6 protein-coding genes and 1 pseudogene are annotated in these 23,486 nt (G+C 65.1%); all 7 read right to left on the bottom strand.

The genetic code is table 11. The features are described 5' to 3' along the window. Position 1: 1 nt before the first annotated feature. Positions 2 to 754: a polyketide synthase gene (locus tag ACOQFL_RS16110; RefSeq protein WP_435544997.1), complete on the bottom strand. Its 753-nt coding sequence runs from the start codon at positions 752 to 754 to the stop codon at positions 2 to 4. A gap of 2 nt (positions 755 to 756) precedes the next feature. Then, entirely contained in the window at positions 757 to 1,539 is a 783-nt protein-coding gene (locus ACOQFL_RS16105) for an enoyl-CoA hydratase/isomerase (protein WP_435544996.1), read from the bottom strand. After that, positions 1,527 to 2,789, bottom strand: a complete 1,263-nt coding sequence (locus ACOQFL_RS16100; protein WP_435544995.1) for a hydroxymethylglutaryl-CoA synthase family protein — start codon at positions 2,787 to 2,789, stop codon at positions 1,527 to 1,529. The genes ACOQFL_RS16105 and ACOQFL_RS16100 overlap by 13 nt, the downstream gene beginning before the upstream one ends. A 46-nt stretch (positions 2,790 to 2,835) precedes the next feature. Further along, on the bottom strand, positions 2,836 to 3,918 hold the full coding sequence (fabD, locus tag ACOQFL_RS16095; protein WP_435544994.1) for an ACP S-malonyltransferase: 1,083 nt from the start codon (positions 3,916 to 3,918) through the stop codon (positions 2,836 to 2,838). Between the two features lie 40 nt (positions 3,919 to 3,958). Continuing rightward, a complete protein-coding gene (locus ACOQFL_RS16090; RefSeq protein ID WP_435544993.1) occupies positions 3,959 to 5,323 on the bottom strand; it encodes a PfaD family polyunsaturated fatty acid/polyketide biosynthesis protein in 1,365 nt (454 codons plus the stop codon). Beyond that, entirely contained in the window at positions 5,320 to 14,505 is a 9,186-nt protein-coding gene (locus ACOQFL_RS16085) for an SDR family NAD(P)-dependent oxidoreductase (protein WP_435544992.1), read from the bottom strand. The genes ACOQFL_RS16090 and ACOQFL_RS16085 overlap by 4 nt, the downstream gene beginning before the upstream one ends. A gap of 181 nt (positions 14,506 to 14,686) precedes the next feature. After that, a pseudogene (locus ACOQFL_RS16080) lies at positions 14,687 to 23,458 on the bottom strand (SDR family NAD(P)-dependent oxidoreductase); the annotation flags it as partial. Between the last annotated feature and the right edge of the window lie 28 nt (positions 23,459 to 23,486).

The following is a 23,486-nucleotide window of genomic DNA, read 5'->3' as shown; positions in this document are numbered from 1 at the left end:
GTCACCCTCCTGAGTAGTGGGAATTGATGAGATCTCGAACCTCGGGTTGATGGAATGTCTTCTCGTGCATGGCGACCTCACGCTCGATGTATCGTGGAAGTTCGGCGCGAAGTTCGGCTACCAGGTGCTCCTTCAACGTGATCAGGGAAAATCTGGGTTTCTCGGCAAGCGTCGACGCCAGTTCGAAGGCTTGGGGAAGCACTTCGGCACGTGGTAGCACCGGGAAGGGCACACCTCGTTCCTTCAGTTCACTGCCGTAGTAGGTTTTCGCCGTGAGCAGCATCTCTTCGCCCAGGCTGAAACCGAGTTTCTTGGGCAGGACCAGCGTCGCACCCATGCCGGGGGTGAAGCCGTACCTCATGAAGTTTGTGGTATAGATGCTCTCCCGACTGAGGATCACGAAATCGGCGAACAGTCCCATCGCGAATCCGCCGCCGATACCGTGTCCCTGCATCGCAGCGACGACGGGGACCGGGCATTCCAAGGCCAAACTATAGATATCGGCGTCAGTGAAGCTGATACGCTTCTCCTGGATCTTCAGAAGACTTTCCTTGGTGCCGCCACTGGCGAAGTAGTTTCCGTAGCCGGTAAGAACGACGGCCTTGCACTGCTCGTTCGCCGCCACTTTGGCGAAGGCATCGGTCAGGCCGCCGATGAGCTGATCGGAGAAGGTGTTCTTGTGCGCCTCGTCCTGCATGGTGATCTGAACGACGGATGGCGCCACCTCTCGACAGTCCACGGTGGTGTTCTGCATCCCTACTCTCCTTCCCAGGGGAATTCGCCAGTACGCACGTAGCGTGCGATTCTCTGAAGGTTCCGCTCGTCCGAGAAGACCTCGCGATTGGCGGAAAAGGCTTCAACTCTGGACGGGAGAAGAATATCGTCCAGGTTCCGCACGTACTTCTTGTACCGGACGATCCCGTTCTTGGGCAGGTAACGCAGCCGCAGCAGGTGCCGGCGCAGCAGGTTCTCGCTGTTTTCCGCGCTGGAGTCGACGAGTTGCCAGCTCACTGCCTGTTCGGCGGTAAACGGTTGAGTCGTTAGGGTGATGAAGTTGGCCTTGGCCGGACCGATCCTCCTGATGAGGAAGGGCAGGACACAAGCAGGCATCAGTCCGAAGAGGAGTTCGGACAGGCTGAACATCACCGAGTCCTCGCACACCACGATGTCGCATGCGGCCACGAATCCCATTCCCCCGGCGTTGACCTTGCCCCGCACGTGTGCCACCGAGACGAATGACCCGAAAGCCAACGAGAGCCACAGGTCGTACAGCGCCTCGGCGGGCGACCGGTCGTGTGCGCCGCTGTCCCCGGTGGCGATCTCCTCGAAATCCGCCCCCCAGCAGAACACCTCGGGGAGGCCCTCCAGCACCAGGACCTTCGCGTGGTCCTCGCAGAAGCGCACAACATCGGCGCACTCCTCGACCAGGCGGGTGTTGATCGTGTTGCCCGCATCCGGCCGATACAACTGCAGGAAACATATCTCGTTGTCCACGCGGACCCGGACGGTCTCGTAGCCCTCGGAGCTCAGGACACCCACTCGTACTCCCGGTGAAACTCGTTGATCTGCTTCAAAAACAGCAGCTCACGGTCGAGCACGGAACGGGCCGACGCAACGATGCCGGTATCGAGAACGGTGTTGCGAGTACCGAACTTCACCGTGTGGTTGGCTTCGAGCAGGCTGTCGTACTCCGACATGGTCAGCTCGTACCGAGCGTCGAGGTGCTTGTCGATCCCGAAACCGCGCAGGCGGTCTTGGCTCTCCTGCCGGACCACACCGCTGAAGAACTCCGAACAACAGCCCGAGCCGTAGGAGAAGACGCCGATGCGCTGCGGGGAGGTGAGGTCGGCGTTGTCGATGGTGCTGGCGAGGGAGAGCATCGTGGTCGCCCCCATGATGTTTCCGACACGTTGACAGTAGTTCAGGCCCGGTTGCATCCGCCGCTGGAAGTCCTCCTCGATCGCGGCGGGACGTGCCTTGACTACCTTGCGCATCAGATTGCGATGCGCACCCTTGACCATGCCGCCGAAAGGTGTGTGGAAGGCGAGGTAACCGAAGGTGCGGACGAAGTCCACGTCGCCGACGCGTCGCTCATACTCGCGGAAGGCGTTCTCGCAGCAGTCGAGGTAGGACAGCAGCGAGAGGTCCGCATCACCCGCTTCGCTGTCGGGAAGGGGGCGGCAGGTGTCCATCACCTCGTGGCCGTAGTAGCCACTGGCACCGATGTCGATCCGGAAAACGTGCGGGGTGTCGCTGACGAGCATCGCCACCGCACCCGCACCGCTACTCGGCTCGGCGAAGGACCAGTCCTCAGAGAGCGCATCACCGCTTTCAGCCACCATGAAGCGCGTAAGGTCGGTGGCGATGACCAGGGCCTTCGCACCCGGTGAGGTCCCGGCGAGGATGAAGTTCGCCGCCGTCTGCAGCGCCGCGACACCCGAGTAACAGGCGTTCTTCACTTCGAAGAGGCGGCAGTTTCGGTTCAGGCCGAGCAGGTCGTGGAAATATGTACTCATGGACTTGCCGAAATCGAAGGCCGATTCGGTCGCCGTGATGACGAGTTCGATGCGGTCCCGTTCCTCTGGCGACAGGGCGTCCATGAGGGGCTTGGCCGCATTGACACCAAATGTCACCGGGTCCTCGTAGGGAAGCGCGACGGTTTTCTCCTTCATGAGGAGGTTTTCGAACCTCGCGGTTTCCAGCCCGCGATGCACCGCGAGCTTTTCCACATCGAGTTGGCAGGTACCGGCGAAGACATTAAGTGATTCGATCCCGACGGTTGTAGTCACATTTTCTCCTCTGTCTTGCGATCATCTCGGCTCCGGCACTTTTTCGCTACGCGACCGGCTCAAGTTCGTTGAGGTCGAAGTATCCCCGATAGCCGCGCATATAGACCGCCGCGCGATGCCCGAAAAGCAGGACCGCTTCCGTGGAGGTCTCAAGGTTTCCATAGTCGCCGACAGTGGACCTGACCGGGGTTCCCACCGGATGTTCCTCGTTCCACCTCCGCACCATTTCCTCCGCATTCGCGGCCCTCTGCTTCGCGACGCGCACCGGACGATCGGCGGCATCGCCCAGCTCGCGACGAATTTTCCTCACCAATTTGGTCAGAACATTACCGTGGCCTAACTCTTCGATCTCCATATCCTCGTACCCGAGGAGGTACTCCATGGATTCAGACCACCGCACGATACTGACCATCTGATTCGCGAGATTCTCTCGAATCGCACCTTCTTCATAATCCCTCGCGGTCACATTCGAAACAACGGGGAGACGTAAATCGGAGAAACCAACCGAAGACAGAAAATCGTCGAATTCCGCACGTGCCGGCTCCATGTACCGCGAATGAAAGGCACCGCTGGTCTTCAACCGCACGAAGAGATGGTTTCCTGCCTGAAAAAGCGGCTCCGCGGCTTCTATATCAGCCCTACGCCCCGAGAGCACAATTTCTGACGACGTGTTGAAATTCGCCAAGTCCACGGATTGGAGATGGTTTTCTTCGAGAATATCCCGTATCTCCTTCTCCGAAGCGTTCAAAACAGCCGCCATGGCTCCGCCAGAAGCTTCGGCCATCAGCTGGCCGCGCTTCTGCACCAGCCGCAGTCCCGTCTCGAAGTCGAATGCCTCGGCCGCGAGCAACGCATTGAACTCGCCGAGGCTGTGACCGGCTACGAAGTCCGGCGCCGAACCGGTCTCACGGAGTTTGTGATAGTAGGAAAGAGCATTGACGACATAGAGCGCGGGTTGTGTGTACTGTGTCTGGTCGAGCAGGTTGTCGGGGTCCTCCAGGCAGAGAGTTTTGACGGAGTACCCCAGGACCGCATCCGCCACTCGCGTGAGCTCCTCGAACTCGTCGAATAGGGACGCGCCCATGCCCTTTTGCTGTGACCCTTGGCCGGGGAAGACGTAAGCTCGCATGCGAGAAACCTTTCTATTCATTTCCGATCAGAGTTGGAGATCAAGCGCTACCGGCCACTCGTCGCGTCGATAGAATCGAACGGGCATTCCGCAACAGATCCACGGCTATCCGTTCCGGATGCCGATTCCTCCAACTCTCCATGTGCGTCCCCTTCACCCATTGATTGAAAGCCCCCAACGCTGGCCCGGTGTGAACCTGCACATTGGCGGGGTCACATTCCGTATCCGCAAAGGAGAGCCGGCTACTGTAGCCGTAGTACCAGCGAAAAATGAGCGCCATCTTTCGCTTCGGAACGCGTTCGGCGCGCTCGATCTCTTCACTTCTATTCCTGTTTCGGAGATGTTCCTTGGTCTCTCGCCACACTTCGCCGACGTCTTTCTTGAAGAAGGTTTCCTGAATTTGCCGACGGACGCCTTCCGGAATTTCGTGCCACGACTCGTAGCTCTTGTAGAGCGTGGCCAGCCGGTTCGCTCGGGCGGGGAACAAGACCCCCTTCTTCAATACCTGGACGAGAGCGCCGATCTCGAACATGTCGCCGGCCGGGCAATAGTCGGTATCCTGGACATCGATGGTTTGCAACCGGTCCTTCACCGCATCGCTAATGCCGGACTCGACAGTGCATTGGTTGATGGAGCCAGTCATGACATAGTCGGCCTCCATGGCAAAGGCAGCAGCGACCGCATGCGGTGTGCCGATCCCCCCGGACAGTCCTAAGCGAATCCTCTCGTCGTAACCGAACTCCAACATGGCGTGTTGGCGGAGGCTCTGGATCGACGGCAGCAGCACGGTAGACACGCCTCGGTCAGTGTGCCCCCCGGAGTCGGCCTCGACGGTGATGTCCTGCGCCACTGGAACCTTCCGGGCCAGCTCGCCCTGCTCCACGGTGGCGTGACCGTCTGCCACCAGCTGCGCGACGATCTCCGGGGGTGCGGGCCGCATGAACTCACGAGCCACCTCGGGCCGCGATATCTTAGCCAGAATGCGGGTGTCCCGGGCGACCCCGCCGCCGGGCAGAGACCGTAATCCCCGCAAGTGGAACAGCACCAAGGCAGGGGTGATCTTGATGTAGGCCGATGCCTCGATCACCCGCACACCTTGGGCGAGCAACAGCTCGGCGTTGGCGAACTCCCGCGCGGGATCTTGCAGATCGCACAGCAGATTGACCCCGAATGCCTGGTGAGGTGCCAGCTGCCGCCGGATGTGGGCTATGTCGGCCCGCACCCGCTCCGGGCTCATCCCCGCGGCGCCCAGGAACCCCATGAATCCGGCCCGTCCCATCGCGACCACGAGTTCCCTGGAGGAGATACCCCGGTACATCGACCCCGACAGGTAGGCGTGGTCGACACCGAAATCGCTGCGGAAGGACGCGCATCCCAGTCGCGTTGCCGTATCGTACTCGATCACTGGCTCCTCGCCTTCCTTCGACGAGTGACCCATGCCTTGGCCGCCGGAAGCCGCTTTCCCCGCCCAGCGGCATAGAACAGCTCGCAGAAGGACCGGACCGCTGTCAGCGACACCGGGTCGCCGAGCATCACGAAATGGTTCGCCGAATCCACGTCTACCTGGTGGAAATTCGGCAGCTGCCGCTGCCACTCCACCCAGTACTCCGCGCCGTCCAGGACGGTGCCGTCCTCCTGAGTCGAGAACAGGGGTTCGAGATCCCCGTAGAACAAGCCGCTCTGATTGCGGAAGTAGAAGCAAGTCACCGAGTCCGGCCGCGGAAGCGGAACGATGTCGTAGTCCAGCATCCCGTAGGCCTCTTGGACTCGCTGGTTGCGCTGCACAAGGGTGCGCAGCGCGCCCTCCTCTCCCTTCAGACCGCGTTTCCTGGCGAGGGCGAGCATCTGATCGAGCAGGCTGTCCTCGTCCTGATCCCAGTCGACCTCACGAGCAGGTATCAGTGTGGCGGCGAAATCCTCCGGAGCCGGCTTCGACGCGGCGAACAACAGGGCATTGACCTGTTGTAACAGCATGTCCGTACGCGACATCGTCACCTTCTTGACACTGTCGCCGTGCATCGCGTCCACCATGACGATCGACTCGACCGTCTCGCCCTGCTCCTGCAATTGCCGCGTAACCTCGTAGGCGACGAGGCCGCCGAACGAATAGCCACCGAGGTCGTACGGCCCCTCGGGCTGTACCGTGCGAATGATCCGCGCGTAATGCGCCGCCATGGCCGTAACTCCGTGCAGCGGCTCGCTGTCCGTCATCCAGCCACGGGCCTGGATACCGTAGAACGGCCGCGCGATGCTGTCGGAGATCGAGGCATAGACCTCCACCCCGCCGAGCCCGCCGTGGATCCAGAAGACCGGCCTGCCGGCACGACCAGAGTTGAGTTGGACAACTTCCGGGATGCGCGCCAGGGCCTGATCAGCTTCGGAGGACGTGACCGCCCCGGTCCCGAAACGGCGCACCAGGTCCCGGGTCGACCGGCACTCGGCTAGTGCGCTCAGGTCTGCGTCCGAGTCCACCTCGGTCTGCAGCGTTTGGAGCAATCGCGTGGCGAGCAGCGAGTTGAAGCCGAGGTCTTCCAAGGGCATCTCGAGGTCGAGTTGATCCGCGGGTATGCCCAGCAACTCGGCGACCAGCCCCGCGATCCGGTCGGCGACGGCAGCACCCGCATCGGAAACGGCGACCGGCTCAGGAGCGTCGGATCGAGTGGCGACCGCGGCCGGATCCCCCTGCGCCGGGGTTAACCAATATGGCTTCCGCTCGAAGGGATAGGTCGGTAGCGATCGCTGGATTCGCGGGGGTGGTCCGCTGCGCGGCAGCGATTCCCAGTGCACGTGTCCGCCCCGGACCCACAGCAGGGCCAGCTTCTCGGGTCGGTTCTCGGCTAGCAACTCGCGGGCCAGCGTGTCCCCGGCCGAACCGCTCAGCAACAGGTCCAGATCCGGATCGTCGCGCCCGACGTGACCAGTGAACAGCGGCACCGGAGGGGTTCCCCGCGAGTCTTCGAGGTAGTGGGAAAGCCCCGCGACGAGTTCATCGATGTTCCCGGCCACCAGCGCCAGCCGCGAGTCCATGGCTTCACGGCCGCACCGCAGAGTATGAGCAAGATCTGCGAGGGACAGTTCTTCGCTGGTACGGGTGAACTCGAGCAGCTGGCTCGCGACAGCTCTCAGCCGGTCTTCGGTCCGGGCGGACAGAACGACGATCTGCGGCGGTATCGGGCCGGTGTCCCGGGGAACCGGCGGATCGGGCTCGGCGGTGATGTATTCCTCCACGACCAGATGGGCGTTGGAGCCACCGGCGCCGAAGGCGCTTATGGTCGCCCGCCTCGGGTACTCCTTCTCCTGCCCGTCGAGGTTCGCCACAGGCCGCTGCCACTGCTGCGCCCGCTGCGGCAGAAAGAACGCAGTGTCCTCGACCTCCACCCCCGGATTGAGCGAGCCACGTTCGAGGAAGGGGACGAGCTGGCGGTGTCCGATCTGCAGCACGACCTTGCTCAGCTGGGCGATGCCCGAGGCCGCCTCGAGATTGCCCAGCGTGGACTTGACGGCACCGAGAGCACAGAACTGCTTGTCCTGAGTGTGTTTGTCGAACACTTTCCGCAATGACGCGAACTCGATGGCGTCGCCCATCTGGGAACCGTTCGCCGACGCCTCGACGTAACTGACGGTGCGTGGGTGGATGCCCGCCCACTCCAGATTTCGCTCGATCAGCTGTGCCTGCCGATCGGGGCTGGGCACCATGGGGCCGTTGGTACGGCCCTTGTGGTTGGCGGCACTCGACCGGATGACGGCGCGGATGTCGTCCCCGTCGCGGACGGCCAGCGACAAGGGTTTCAGCAGGACCGCTCCCACGCCCTCCGCCGGTATGAAGCCGTCCCCGTCCAGCAGGGCTCGACTGTCCGGATCACTGCCCGTCAAGCCGGTCAGGCTCAGCCCCAAATATTTCTTGGGGTGCAGGGAAAGATTGACACCACCGGCGATCATCATGTCGCAGGCGCCTCGGCGCAGCTCCTCACACGCCATGTGGATGGCGACCAGAGATGAAGAGCAGGTCGTGTCGACCGCGAGGCTGGGTCCTTGCAAATCGAAGAAGTGCGATGTTCTGTTAGCTATCGCGCTGTAACTCATCACCGAGGTGATGGCCTCGTGCTCGAGGTCTGACGCCAGCAGCTGGTAGTGCTGGTACATAGCGCCGACATAGACGCCGACCCGGTTGTCGTGCACCTCGCGAATCCGGTCACGGGTGTAGCCGGAGCTCTCCAGCAGCCCCCACACGCACTCCAGGAACAGGCGCGTCTGCGGATCCATGATCTCGGCCTCGCGCGGCGAGACGTTGAAGAACAGTGCGTCGAAATCCGCCACACCATCGAGGAATCCGCCCCACTTGGTAGGAGTTTTCCCAGGCTGGTTCGGCTCGGCGTCGTAGTAGTGGCTGTGCTCCCAGCGGTCCTGCGGCACTTCCGTCACGCCATCACGCCCGGACACCAGGTTCTCCCAGAACTCGTCCAGGTCCTGCACGCCCGGATAACGGCCGGCGAGTCCGATCACCGCGATCGCCTCGTCACTGCTCGTCGACCGCGCCGAGTCGACAGGTTCCGGCACGCCGACCGGCTCCGAGCGCTGCGGCTGCGCCGCGGCCGGAGGCTGTTCGGCACCGCGGACTCCGGACGCGACCGGTGGGCCGGGGTCGGTGCGGAGGCCGAGAACCGTCTCCAGCGTGTCGGTGTGGCTGCGGAGGAAGTAATCGCTCAGCTCGTCGATGCTCCGATGTTCGAAGAACAGTGTCTTCGAGAGGGAACCGAAGTCGGCTTCGAGCCGGTTGGTGATGGTGAGCGCCAGCACCGAGTCGATCCCGAACCGCTCGAAGGGCGCCGCCGGGTCGATCCGGTGCTCGGCAACCTGGATCACCTCGGCCAAGGTGTTCCGAAGATAGGCGATTGCGGCGGTACGCACTGCCTCGTTTCCGGGGTCGGTCGTGTGACCGGACGGGACTGCTCCCGAATCGATGGCCGGTGCGGCGGGTTCGGACGTCTGCGGCACTGGCGGGTCTCCCAGCACGGCCCGCCGGATTCGCCCGGCTTCGCCGGCCACAACCAGGACCTGGGTGTGCGGCGTGTCGAGCGCGGCGTACAGCGCGCCGAGGCCCAGTTCGGCCGGCATCGGTGCCATACCCAGCCGTTCGCGCATCATTGCCTCAGTGCCGGGATCCACTCGCATCCCGCCCTCGGCCCACAGCGGCCAGTCCACCGACACCGAAGCACCGGAGCACTCACCTCGAGCAGCCAGGTGTTGCCGGTGGTGGGTGTAGGCGTCCAGGAATGCGTTGGCCGCCGCGTAGTCGGCTTGCCCGGCGTTTCCGAAAACTCCGGCCGCGCCGGAGAAGGACACCAAGAAGTCCAGCGGCAGGTGCTTGCTGGCCTCGTCCAAGTTCACCAGGCCCGACACCTTCGGCGCGAGAACGGCTCGACACTCCTCGGCGGTCTTGCTTCCGACGAGACCGTCCCGCAACACGCCGGCCGCGTGGACGATGCCGTGCAGGGCGCCGTGTTCACGCACGATGCTATCGATGAGGGATCGCACCGCGGCCGCGTCGGCGACGTCGAGCTGTGCGTGGCGGACGTCGGCCCCCCGGGCCCGTAGGGTGTCCAGGACGGACTGCTGTTCCGGTTCGAGCGGCGACCGCCCCACCACAACCAGCGTTATGTCCCGCACCGTGGCCATGTCCTGGGCTATCAGCGTGCCGACTCCACCCAGCCCACCGGTGACGAGATAGACCCCGCCGGTGCGCCACGGCTCCGGGGCCTCACGCAGTGCCGCGCTCTCATGCCAAGTCAGGGCTTCGACGTGACCGTCCCGGACGCGCAGGCAGGGTTCTGTGGCGTACTCGCGCCCCATGAGGACCCCGGACACCGTCTGCTCGACGGTCTCGTCCTGGCCGGTGAGTAAGGCCTGAACAAGCAGCCCCGGCTCCTCCGCCCGTGCTGACTTGAGCAGTCCGAGAATGCCTTCGACCGTGGCCATTCCGGTATCGCCGGGAACGATGAGCTGCACCAACACTGGGTGCCGCGCCTTGTCGTTCATCAGGTGGCGGACCTGGTCGAGAGCCTGCACGGTGTGCTCGATGAAACGTTCCGCGATCCCGGAGGTCGCCGTGGTCAGAGGGACGAGCCGCGCTTCCGGGTGCCGGTGGGCCAGCGCCTCGCCGAGGGCAGGCAGATCGGGCAGCAACACGATGTGCTCCTGCGGGGGCTCCGAACGGGCGGGCTCGGCTTCCCGCCAGGCGGGCAGGAAGCTGAGGCAGCGCACCTCATCCGGTGCACTCCCGCTCGTCGCGTCGTCGAGAACGCGGTAGGACATCCCGTGCAGCCGGATGCACACCCGCCCCTGATCGTCGCAAAGGTCGATATCGAGTTTGAAGACCGCATCGTCCGACCGGGACTCCGCGCTGTCACGGATCCATGCCCACATCGACTCCGTGCAGGAGTCGAGTACATCGAGTGAGTCCAGGGCGAACGGTAACGAGGGCTGCATTCCGGTCACGTCGAGCGTGTCCGCGTCACTGCCCGCCAGCCCCATGCCGAGCGCTGCCTGGAGGGTGGCGTCGAGCAGACTCGGGTGCAAAACGAACGCCCTTCCGGTGGACCGCACGGCGGGCGGGAGGGTCAGCCGTGCCACGACCTGTCCGTGGCCCACGCGCAAGCTCTCCAGGCCGTGGTGTGCGGGGCCGTAGCTGAATCCGATGGCCTCGTAGGCCGGATACAGCTGCGCCGCGGTCAGCTCGGCCCGGTCGCACGCGGCGACGATGGCCGGCAGATCGAGCAGGCCCAGGGCTGCGGTCTGCCGCACGACGCGCCCCTGACTGTGCACGACACGAACAGCATCGGGTTCGACGCCGGTCGTGCTGGCGATCTCGAATTCTGCCTCCTCATGCCCCTCGGGAATCAGAGACGTCTCGAGGATCACCGGTTCCGTGCCCACCACTACCGATCGCGCCCACACGACGTTTCGCAGCGCGACGGTGCGTCCGCCGGGTTGCTGCGCGCCCAGAGCCGAAGTGGCCGCGGCTCGCGCCATCTCCAGGCAGGCCACTCCCGGAAGCACTTTCCTGCCCTTGACCACATGGTCGGTGAGGAAGAACTCCTCACCGGTGAACCGGGTCCGGTAGCGCCGGGCGCCGAAGTCCGAGACATCTGTGTGCAGCAGTGGGTGCGGTTCTGTGGTGTCCGGCTCGTCCGGGGGAAACGGTCGCGATTCCGACACCCAGTAGCGGTCACGGGTGAACGGGTAGGTGGGCAGTGGGACGCGACGATAGGTTCCGCCCGCGAAGAGCGCGGCGTAGTCCAGGGTGTGGCCCTGAACGTAGAGGTTCGCGACCGTCGACAAGAGTTCGGTTCGGGACTCGGGATCGCTCACCCCGGCCGCCCGCCGGACGGAGTCATTGCCGACCGCTCGCAGTGCGGCACCCTCGTCGAGCCGCTGCTCGGGGGCCTCGCCGGTGTGCACGCGGGGGCTTTCGCCGTGTTCGAGCCAGGTCCGCAGATTCTGGGCCAGCTCAGATCGCGTGCCAGCAACGCAAGCCAGCCGGTGCGCGAGGTGCTTGCGGCCCAGGAGCAGAGTGAAGGCGATATCGCCCGGAGCCAGGTCCGGGCGCTGCTCGCAATGCGCAGAAAGCCGTTCGGCCTGCTCACGAAGTTGTCCGGGAGTGGCAGCGGACAGCGTGACGAGATGCGCCGAGGGTGCGGCAGCGCGGCTGGTGGGCCGCGGAGCCTCCTCGATTACGACGTGGGCATTGGTCCCGCTGACGCCGAAGGAGCTGACGGCAGCGCGTCGTACGCCGTCGGCGCCGGGTTCCCAAGGGTGATCCGCGGTGTTCACGTAGAAGGGACTGCCGGACAGCTCGATATGGGTGTTCGCCTGCTCGAAGTTGATCGACGGCGGGATGCGGCGGTGCCCGAGCGCGAGCAGGACCTTCATGACCCCGGCGACGCCAGCCGCGGTGATCGTGTGGCCCAGATTGGATTTGATCGAGCCGAGTGCACAGTATCGCTGCTGGGCGGTGTACCGGCGGAAGGCCCGTTTCAGCGCCTGGAACTCGATCGGGTCACCGAGCTTGGTGCCCGTACCGTGAGCCTCCACCATCTGAATGTTTTCGGGGTTGATCCCGAAGGTGTCGTACACGGAGGTCTCGAGCCGCTCCTGGGAGGCTGCGCTGGGCGCGGTAATGCCGTTCGACGCCCCGTCCTGGTTGATCCCGGAACCACTGATGACGCCGTGAATGTGGTCACCGTCGGCGAGGGCGTCGCTGAGGCGCTTCATAGCGATGACTCCGGCACCCTCACCGGGCACGAAGCCGTCGGCCCGATCGTCGAAGGTGCGGCAGCGGCCACTCGCGGACAGCATCCCGGCTCGACCGGCCAGCAGGTAGAAATGCGGAGTGCACTGCACAGCGACGCCGCCCGCCAGCGCCATCTCGGTCTCACCACCCCACAGGCCCTGACAGGCGAGATGAACAGCGACCAGCGAACTGGAGCAGGCGGTGTCCACGGCGATCGCCGGACCCTGCAGGTCGAGGTGATAGGAGATGCGGGTCGGCATCGCCGAAAGCGCATTGCCCCACATGGCCTGCGGGGGTGTCGCACCGGCGAACAGCTGCTCATATCCACTCTGCTGGCACCCGACATACACGCCGACACGCCGGCCCGCGATTCCGGCACCGGCGTAGCCCGCGTCTTCCAGGGCCTTCCACGACTCCTCCAGGAACAGTCGCTGCTGCGGGTCCATATGAGTGGCCTCCAACCCGGAAATGTTGAAGAAATCCGGGTCGAAGCGATCGATGCCATCGATGAAGCTGCCGTACTCGCACAGCTGCGCGCCTGCCGGGGACAAGCGCGAAAGGTCCCAGCGCGAGACCCTTTCGATGAGGTCGTGGCCCTCGCTCAGGTGTTCCCAGAGCTGCTCGGCATCAGGCGAGCCACCGAACCTGCCGCTCATACCGACAATGGCGATGGGCTCCCTCGACGACCCGTCCTCGACGGCCCGTCCCGGTTGGTCAGGGGACGACTGCGGGGAAGTGGCACCGGATACCACCGGAGACTCCGCCGCTTCCCCTTTCGCCAACTGCTCGTCACCTGGCGGCGAAGCCGTGAGCCGGGATCGATGGACGTCCATGATGTGCCCCGTCAGCCGGGTGACCGAGCCGTGGTCGAACAGGTCGGTGGTAGCCAGCTCGATACCGAGCTTGCGGTTGACCTCCTGCACCAGTCGCACACCGGTGATCGAGTCGACGCCGTAGTCCCGGAAGGCGTCATCAGCGCCGATCTGCGTCTGATCGAGCTTCAGCGACAGTTTCAGCTGCTCGAAAATCGTGTTCTTGACCCGCTGCTCCAGGGGCTCGTCGGCGTAGCGTTCGAGGACTTCTTCGGAAACCGCCTCCGAAGCCGCCTCCGCCGGTGAAGGCGCGACTTCCTGCCTGACGAGCCCGTCGCTTTCCGCCACAATGACCTGATATCCCAGGTCGTGCAGCGGACGTGCTGGGAACGACACCGATTCGAACCCCTCGTCGCCGAGGGCGTCCTCCCAGGATTCCGGGGCGAGTCCGGGACCACCGGGCATGCGCAGCTCATCATCCTCGTACAACCACCAGCCGTCGAGCAACCCGAACGTCAGATGAGTGAACAGCGAATGGGAGGACAACTCGTCGGCGAGCAGCACACCGTGCTGTTTGAGCGCGCCCTTGGCATTGCGCAGTGTTGTGCGGATGTCCTTCGTGGCATGCAGCACGTTGGTAGCCAGGACGAGATCGTAGGAGCCGGGCTGCACACCCTGCGCCGCCAGTGGCTGTTCGACGTCGAAGATCCGGTATTCGAGATACGGATAGCGCGGCCCGTACTCCCGCTCCGCGTGCAGCAGGAACGACTTCGACAAATCCGTGTAGCGATATGTCTCGATGTGCGCGCTGAAAGGCTCGAGCCGCTCGAAAACCTTGACGCTTCCACCTCCGGTGCCTGCTCCGATCTCCAGGATTCGGACTCGGGCGGCGGGGTCGGCGCGCACGATCTCCCCCACCACAGCTGCCGCGACATCGGCCAGGACCGCGTTGAAGCAGTCGGACACCGGATTGTTCCGGTAGATGCCTTCGACGAGCTCCATGGACGAGTCGGGAAACAACACGTCGGTCGCTCGCACGTCGCCGCGCAGGATGTCCGGCAGTGCACGCAGTGCGGCATCGAGAAGCAGAACCTGCGCGCGCAGACCGGGATCCCCACTCCAGCCTGCGCTGCGCTCCTCCCATTCCGCCCACACGTCGCGGCTGTCTGCCGATCGGACCGGTACGGGGCGCGAATCGGATCCGTGCAACAACCCGCGCTGACGCAACCGACGCACGGATTCCCCGAACCAGCGCCGCAGTTCGTCGCTCAAGCCCAGTGCGGGCGCCGCGTCGGAGAATCCTCCCCAGCTTTCGAGCTGGGCAAGAAGCAGGCGGCTCAGCAGGTCCTCGTCCACACCGGTCTCGGCAGCGGCTTCCGAACTCGGCACCGGGGCGCTCGCACGGCTGGCTGCTTCCCGGCACAGGCTCTCCAGGGGGACTCGTGTGCCCCTGGTAGCGGTCGTGATGGCTTCATGCCGAATCATGCTCTGCATCTGCGAATTACTCCCCGTTGGCCTTGATCAACCCGAGTTGGTCGAACGCGCCGGAAAGAAGGACGTCGAGCGCCGCCATCCCGTCGGCGGGCTCGATCGAGACGGCACCGGCCTCACTCATGCGCTGCTGATAATCGGCGGAGGCAACAATGCCCACACTGCCCCAGTAGCCCCAGTTCATGACCTTGACGGTGGTGGACAGCTCCTGTTCGAGCCGCTGGGCGTACGCATCCTCGAATACCGATCCCGCCACGTAATTGCACTGCCCTGCCGCCTTGAGGAACGAGTTCATCGAGGAGAAGAAAGCGATGAAATCAAGCGGCTCGGCCCCGAAGACCTGGGCGAGTCGCACGCTCACATCGAGCTTGGCGGTGACCGCGGCGCGGAAGCGTTCCTCGGTCATCCTTTCCAGACTCCGATCGAGCAGCACGATCGCCGAATGGATCACACCGTGCACGACCGGATGGATCCGCTTGATGTCCGCATAGGCCCGCTCCAACTCGGCCCGGTCGGTGGCGTCGGCCCGCACATAGCTCGGTTCGGGACCGAGTTCGCCCAGGCGCTGCAGGCTCCGCCGAATCTCCGCGTCCTCCTCGCGCCGACCGATCCACACGACCCGTGCCCCGTAGGTACGGATCATGTGCTCGGTCCAGGCCTCGCCGATTCCACCGGCACCACCGATGACGACATAGGTGCCACCCTGCCGATATGCCGACCGTTCGGCGGGGAGGGCGGGGGACTGCACCGGCACCAGGGACTGCCGGTACCACCGGCCGCGGCGATAGGCACGGACGTTGCCGTCATCGTCACTGGACGAGGCGAACAACTGGGACAACGGCCAGTCGTGATCCGGGTCCAGGTCGGCCAGGCGCACTGTCCACCCCGGGTACTCCTTCGCCACCGCACCGAACAAACCGTGCAGTCCGGCATGGGTCGGATCCACCACATCCGTGCGGCGCACCCGGTGGCTCCGTTCGGTCACGACTGTGATGTTCAATTCGCGGCGGTCGTACCCCGCTCTCAACAACGCCTTCAGCGTACGGAAACCGGCATACAGACCGGTCTCCTGCGCAGCGACCAGCGCCTCGTCGACGATGTCGACCGGCTCCCACGGGGCCAGCCAGATGAGATGCTCGAAGTCGCCGTCGGCATTGATGCGCGCGGCGATGGTCTCGACCGTGTCCGCGGCGCTCAGCAGCAACCGCACGGCGTCCGGGTAGATGGCACGGATCCGCTCCCAGTGGTCCGTCGTGCCGCCGATCACCACGACCCGGCCGGCTCGGGGGGTGGCGTCCTCTGGTTCCGGATTCGGGATCGCGTCCCACACGGGCTTCAGCAGAACTTTCGTACCACTCTCGGAACGGGCTACCTGAACGGAATCCTTCGCAGTACCGGCACTCGACGGCGCGGTGACGGGTTCGATAGTTCCGGACTGTCGCGCGTCCGGGGCCGCGAACCAGTAACGCTCGCGGGCAAAGGAGTAGGTGGGCAGCGCAAGCCGCCGAGGCCGAACGCCGGCGTACAGCGACGTCCAGTCGACAGGTGCTCCCCCGACCCACAGTGCGGCAAGACGTTCGGCCTCCGCGACGGACAAGGCAGCGCCCTCGGTGACCTGCCGAGCCTGCTCGACGTCACCGACCCGCGGTTTGCCGACCAGTCCGGTGAGTACACCCTCCGCCCGACCGTCGCGGGCATAGGTGGTCAGCTTCTCGACCAGTTCTCCCGTTGCGATGCCCACGATGGCCAGTCGATACGACATGGCCTCGCGTCCCTGCTGCAGCGTGTAGGCCACATCCGACAACGCGAGCGACGGATGCGCGCGCAGGTGTGTACCGAGCTGGGCAGCCGAAGTTCTCAACTGCTCCTCACTCCTGGCCGAGAGCACGATGATCCGAGGGCTCTCGGCCGAGTGCGACGCCGCGCCTTCGTCCTCGTCCTCGGGAACATATTCCTCGACCACGAGGTGAGCGTTGGTGCCGCTGAAGCCGAAGCCACTGACGGCTGCCCGCCGCCGCACTCCCGGCTCGGTGTACCACGACTTCAGCTCGGTATTGACGTAGAACGGGGAACTCTCGAAATCGAAGTGCTCATTGGGCTGCTCGAAGTGCAGTGTCGGCACTAGTTGTGCATGGCGTATACACAACAATGCCTTCTGTATCGAGGCGATACCGGCCGCAGCGGACGTGTGGCCGAGATTGCTCTTCACCGAACCGATGGCGCAGTACCCGACCTTGTCCGTGCGTTCGCGATACACCGTCGAGAGGGCTTCCAATTCGATCGGATCACCCAATTTGGTGCCCGTACCGTGCATCTCGACGTAGCCGATCCCGGCCGGGTCGATGCCGTACCGCTGGTACACATCGCGTTCCAGCTCCGTTTGGCTCCCGACGCTCGGGGCGGTGATGCCATTGGTCCTGCCGTCCTGGTTGATGCTTGAGCCGGGTATCACGCCGTGAACGTGGTCGCCGTCGCGAACGGCGTCGTCGAGACGTTTGAGGACGAGCGCCCCCACTCCCTCGCCCGGCACGAACCCGTCGGCAGCGTTGTCGAACGCCTTGCAGCGCCCCTCCGGCGACAACATGTGCGCGCTGCACATGCCGATGTACGACTCCAGACTCAAGTAGAGGGTGACGCCACCCACCAGGGCCATGTCGATCTCGCCACTGCGCAGCGCCTGCGTTGCCAGGTGCGTGGCTACCAGCGAGGAGGAACAGGCCGTGTCCAGAGCAATCGCGGGGCCCTTGAGGTTCAGGAAGTAGGCGATGCGGGCGGCTGTGATGGCACTGCTGTTGCTGGTGGCCGCCGTACTCGACTCACCGCTGTGCTGTTGCATGAGCATGCTGTACTCATTGCTCATGATCCCCAGATAGACGCCACACTTGTGCCCGGTCAGCGAGCTGGGATCGTAGCCCGCGTCCTCGAAGGCGTGGTACGCCTCCTGCAGGAAGAGTCTCTGCTGCGGATCCATCGACTCGGCTTCCGCCGGTGGGATGTTGAAGAACAACGGGTCAAAGACGTCGATGTCGTCGAGGTGTCCCATCCACTTGCAGTAGACCTTGCCCGCCTGATCGGGGCGCGGATCGTAGAATTCGTCGACGGGCCACCGGGAAGCGGGAACCTCGCCTACGCAGTCCCGGCCCTGCGCCAGGTTATCCCAGTACTCTTCCAGAGTTTCGGACGCCGGGTACCTGCCGGACATGCCCACGATGGCGATCGCGCCAGCCGAAGCAGTATTCGTCCCGGCCCCCTCGTCGACCGACCGCACCGCCGTAGTCGGCTCGCTCGCAGCGACCGGCTCGCTCGACGCGATCAGCTCAGGCTCAGTGGCGGGCGCCGTCATCTCACGAAAGGGTCGCCCTTGCGGGGCGCCTCCTTTCTCCAGCTCCCGGACGATGCAGTCCGACAGCTCCAGCAGGGTGGGATGGTCGTAGAGCCGCGGCGCCGTCAGCTGTAATCCGTATTTCTTGTTGATCACCTTTATCCACTCGACGCCGACGACGGAGTCCAAGCCGAGATCGGTGAACTTCGTGTCCGGATCGATCTCTTCGCCGGACATGTACAGGGCGTCGGCCAGGCTCGCCGCCAGCTCGAGGACGACCGTCTCCCGGTCCGTGGCAACAGGCCCCGGAGCAGCGGCGGAGCCGGGCGTCGGGGCGGGTGGAACATCTCGGCGAACGATGGTTTCCCCGTCGTTCCACGTGGCCCTGCCGTCTTCGGCCGGGCTCTCGGGCGCTGCTGGCTCGACCAGCGCAGTGTGCGGTGTGCTCGCCGGTTCCGCGCTCGGGCCGGACCCGTTGTTCAAGGGCGCGAGGCCGATATCACGGGGCTTCGCGGTCTTTCGCGTGCTGAATGTCGGGGCCGGGGCTGCGTGGGCCGGCTCGGCAGGCGGCGCCTCCGCGGGCTCGGTTACCGGCACCGCCCCGCGACCGGCGGCCCCGGTGCCGGATCGATCCCCGGTGTCCACCCAGAATCGCTTGCGGGCGAATGGGTAACCCGGCAACGAGATCCGGCGCGGCGACGAGTTCGGATGGTAACTACGCCACGGCAGATCCATTCCGTTGACCCACAGTTCGAGCAGCTTGGCGAATTTCCGCTTTTCCACCCATGCTGCGATGGTGCGGGCCATATCCGCGTCCTCGACGAGAGAGGAAACGACATCCTTGGAACGCTTGCCCCGTCCCCGGAACAGCTCGGCGGCGTCGTTGCCCGCTACGTAGTCGTCCAGCCGGGCTATCAGCTCGGCCGCCGAGCCGGCCAGGAACGCCAGCCGTTCGTCCATGTGTTCGCGGGCCACCTGGAGCGTGGCCGCTATGGCAGCCACGTCGGCGTCCTCGATCTGTTCCTCGCTTGCCCAGTCCAGCAGACGGCGGGCCTGCTCGTGCAGCTGTGCTTCGGTTCTCGCCGAAAGCACGATGACCGACCCCAGAGGCGACGGGTCCGGATCGCCGACCTGCGCCGAGCCGGCAGGTGTGTACTCCTCGACGATGAGGTGAGCGTTCGATCCCCCCGCACCGAAGGACGAAAGGCCCGCGATGCGCGGGTACTCCCGAGGCCCGTCCGGGGTGTCGATCACCGGCCGCTGCCACTGCGCCGGTTCTCGCTGCACCCGGAAAGGGGTCTCGCCGAAATCGATGTGCGGGTTCAGCGTCTCCGCGTGCAGCGATGGCACGAGTCGGCCGTGCTTGAGCTGCAACAACACCTTGGTGAGGGCCGAGATGCCCGCGGCGCTCTCGGCGTGTCCGATGTTGCTCTTGACCGATCCGATCGCGCAGAACTGCCGTTCCCCCGTGTGCCGGGAGAATGCCTTGGTCAGACCGGCGATCTCGATCGGATCCCCGAGCGAGGTTCCTGTACCGTGCGCCTCGACATAACTGATGGTGCGCGCATCGACCCCTGCCCTGTCCAGGGCACGGGCGATCACGTCGGACTGAGCATTCGGGTTGGGGACGGTGTAGCCGTTGGTCCGGCCACCGTGATTCACGGCCGTCGCCTTGATGACCCCGTAGATGTGGTCGTTGTCGGCGACAGCCCTGTCCAGCGGTTTGAGCAGCACCGCTCCCACGCCTTCGGCGGGCACATATCCGTCACCACCCTCGCCGAAGCTCTCACAGCGGCCCTTGCTCGACGCGAAGCCTCCCCCGCCCAGCAGCAGGTATTTGGCCGGGTGCAGGGACAGGTTGACACCACCGGCGACGGCGACCTCACAGTCGCCGTGCTGCAGGCCCTGGCAAGCCAGGTGAACCGAGGTCAACGACGAGGAGCACATCGTCTTGACGGTGAGGCTCGGTCCCCGCCAGTCGCAGAAATAGGACACGCGGTTGGCGATGTTGGCGGCGTTTCCGGGGATCACCCGGCCCTCGGCCATCGCTCGCTCGGTCGCGCCGTAGAGCTGGTACTCGTCGTACATCGAGCCCACGAACACACCGACGTCACCACCGGCTCCGCTCGGGGTGTGGCCCGCCAGTTCCTGACGGGTGTACCCGGCATCCTGAAGTGTTTCGTAGACGCACTCCAGGAACAGGCGCTCTTGCGGGTCGGCGATCTCGGCCTCACGTGGCGACATGTTGAAGAACAGCGGGTCGAACTGGTCGACGTCGTCCAGGAAGCCGCCCCGCCTGGGAACCGTCGTGCCCGGCTCGGACTGGTCCGCGTCACCGTAGGCCCGGTAGTCCCAGCGATCCTGCGGAATCTCCGTGACGCTGTCCCGCCCCTCGGTGAGGTTGCGCCAGAACGTGTTCAGGTCAGGAGCCTGCGGGTAGCGCCCGCCGATTCCGATGACGGCGATGTCCGCGCTGCGAGGTGTGGATCGCTGGGATCCGGACGGCTCCGCTTCACTCCGTCGTTCCGCGCCCGTCCGCACTGCCTGCGCCTGTTCGTCGGCAGCGGATACCGGGGACGGTTCTGCCTCAGACTGGGGCTGGAGGGACGACGCGGCCGAGTCGGTCCCGAGCAGCTCCCGCAGCCGGTCCTCATGGACGTCGATGAAGTAGCGGCTCAGCTCCTTGACGTCGCGGTACTCGAAGAACAACGTCTTCGGCAGGTTCCCGAAGACGGCCTCGAGCCGGGCGGTGAGGTTGACGGCCTGGATCGAGTCGATTCCGTAGCGCTCCAGCGGGCGGCCCGCCTCGATGCGATGTGCGGGCACCTTCAGCACACCCGACAACAGCGAGGCGATGTAGGCGATGGTTCTTTCCATCAAGTCGTCGTCCGGATTCTGCGCCGGGCCGCTGGGAATGCTGATACTTACCGATTCTGCGTGCTCATCGGCCGGCTGCATCGTCAGCGCCTTCCTGATCCGGCCCCTGTCCCCAGCAGCGACAAGCACCTGATGATGGTGTGTGTGCAGGCTCCGGGCGAAAGCTTCGAGCCCGGTACCACGCTCCAGCGGGGAAATCCCGTAACGGTCACGTAGCAGCGACCTGGTGTCGGCATCGGTGCCCATCCCGCCGTCGGCCCACAGCGGCCAATTGATCGACAGGGTGCGCCCGCTCCGGCGTCCGGCGGCCGCGAGATCCTGGCGATACCGCGCGAATGCGTCCATGAAGGCGTTCGCCGCCGCGTAGTCGGCCTGGCCGGCATTTCCGGTGACGGCGGCACCGGAGGAGAACGTCACGAAGAAATCCAGATCGAGGTCCTTGGTCGCCTCGTCGAGGTTCACCACACCGCTGACCTTGGGGGCCAATACCTCGTAGAAGGCGCGTACGGACTTTCTCAGGATGAAGTCGTCGGTGACCAGGCCGGCGCTGTGGATGACACCGTGAACCGTCCCGGAGGTACGCCGGATCCGTTCTATGAGAGCCTTTACCGCTACCGGGTCGGCGACGTCGAGTGTTTCGTAGGAAACAGTCGCGCCCGATAATCGGAGCTGCTCGAGGATCCCCCGGGAGTGCTCGGTTTCCGGGGAGCGACCGACGAGGACGAGCTCGGCGTCCTTTACCTGACCGATGATCTCTTCGGCGAAAATGCGCCCGAGAGCGCCCAGACCACCGGTGATGAGATAAACTCCACCGGCTCGCCACGGCGAGCCGAGGGATTCCACCGGGTGCTCCTCGGCCCAGGCGAGCACCTCGCGCTGGTTTCCGCGGTACCTGACGGTTGCCTCGACTGGGTTGCGCCGCTCCTTCGCGAGCAGATCGAGCTGAACCGCGACCGAGGTCTTGGCGGGTACCACAACGACCTGTCCGGTAATCCGAGGATTCTCCAGACCCGCGGTCCGCAGCATCGCACCGAGACCGGCCAGCACCCAGGACTCCGGCCGATCAATCAGCAGGATCTGCAGGAGGTACTTCGTCTGCGTCCCGTCCCGCAACAGCGTCTGTATCTTCTCGAACACCTGCAGTGCGTAATCGGCGTAGTGGGCGTCTATGGCGGTCTCCCGGGAACAGAGCGGCAGCACCTCGCAATCCGGATCCGCCGCGGCGCCGTCCGAGAGTGCGCCGTCCGAGAGTGCGCCGTCCGACAGTGCGCCGTCCGACAGTGCGCCGTCCGACAGTGCGCCGTCCTCGGCGAACACCAAGGTCCGCCGGCTGGCAGCCGGGACTGCCGTTTCGGGCAATGCGCTCTGCCGCCAGCACGGGACGGCGAGCACCGCACCCGTCGCAGCCGTACCACCGGCCACCGGACGCGGAGCCCGCACCGAGAAACCCCGGATACGGACCTGAACTCGTCCGGCGTCATCACAGAGATCGAGATCGAAACAACGGGTGGCGCCACCGGCCGCGTCCCGGGCACCACGTCGTCCCCAGACCCACCGGGTTTCGGCCGGGGCACCGATCACCTCGACCTGCTCCAGTCCGAACGGCACCAATGCCTGCCCCCGCAGGTCCGGGTCCTCGGCGAGCATTCCCATGCATGCCTGCAACGCCGCATCCATCAAGCTCGGGGGCAGACCGCAGTCGTCCGCGTCGATGCGCCCCGCCTCGGGCAGCACCAGACGCGCGAGCGCCTGGTCCTCGCCGAGCAGCAAATGGTCGATACCGCGGAACGCGTCGCCGTATTCGATCCCGGCGGACCGCAACGCGGGGTAGATCTCCGCCGCATCCACCCGCCGTTCCCGACACTCGGCCTGTAGCCGTACCAGGTCCACGGCCTCCGGTTGCGCATCGCACGCCACCACTGTGCCCGTGCACAGCGCGCCGGCATCGTCGCCGGCATCGGATACCTCGAAGTGGATCGCGCCCGCGGCGTCGAGCTGCAGCACCACATGCACCTCGCGCGGGTGGTCGTCGATGCGCAGCGGTCGGAACCAGACCACATCCCTGATGGCGGTGCCCGCACTGCCGTTCACCGCCTTTCCCGCGGAGTCGGCCGCTGCCGCACGTGCCATCTCCAGGCACGCGACGCCGGGCAGCGTCCGCACCCCGTGCACCAAGTGATCGTTCAGAAACGACTCTTCGCCGGTGAACGTCGAACTGTAGCGCTGGTGTCCGAACTCGGAGGTATTGCGGTGCAGCAGCGGATGGAGCACGGCGGTCGCAGGCGCTGCCGAACCAGCGGAGGTCTGTGAGCTCGCCGCCGTCCAATACCGCTCCTTGGCGAAGGGGTACGTGGGCAGCGGAACGCGAAAGGGCTTGTGCGGAGCGTACAACTGAGGCCAGTCGACGGCATGTCCGCTGGCCCAGACCTCCGCGATACGACGGTGGTCGCGGGCGGCGATCAGCGCGGAGACCAGGGCGCGGTGGTCCTCATCCTGCTCGTCCCAGCCGAACGGCTCCGGTACCTGGCCGTGGAAGAGCTCGACGGCACCGTCCTGTTCCAGATGGGTCCTGAGTCCCCGACCCACCGCGTCGAGGGAGTCGGCGGCGAACCCTAGACGATACTCAAGCTCAGCCCGTCCCACCTGCAGCGAAAAAGCCAGGTCGATCAGGTCGAGCCGCGATTGCTCCTCGACGAAGGCGAGCAGATCCCGTACCCGGGCGTCCAGCTGCGCTCGGGTCGCTGCTGACAGGGTGATCACTACGGCCAGCGGACCG

The sequence above is a fragment of the Actinopolyspora sabaoui genome (assembly GCF_051225635.1).
Classification (GTDB): Bacteria; Actinomycetota; Actinomycetes; order Mycobacteriales; family Pseudonocardiaceae; genus Actinopolyspora.
This window is presented reverse-complemented; position numbering and strand designations above follow the sequence as displayed.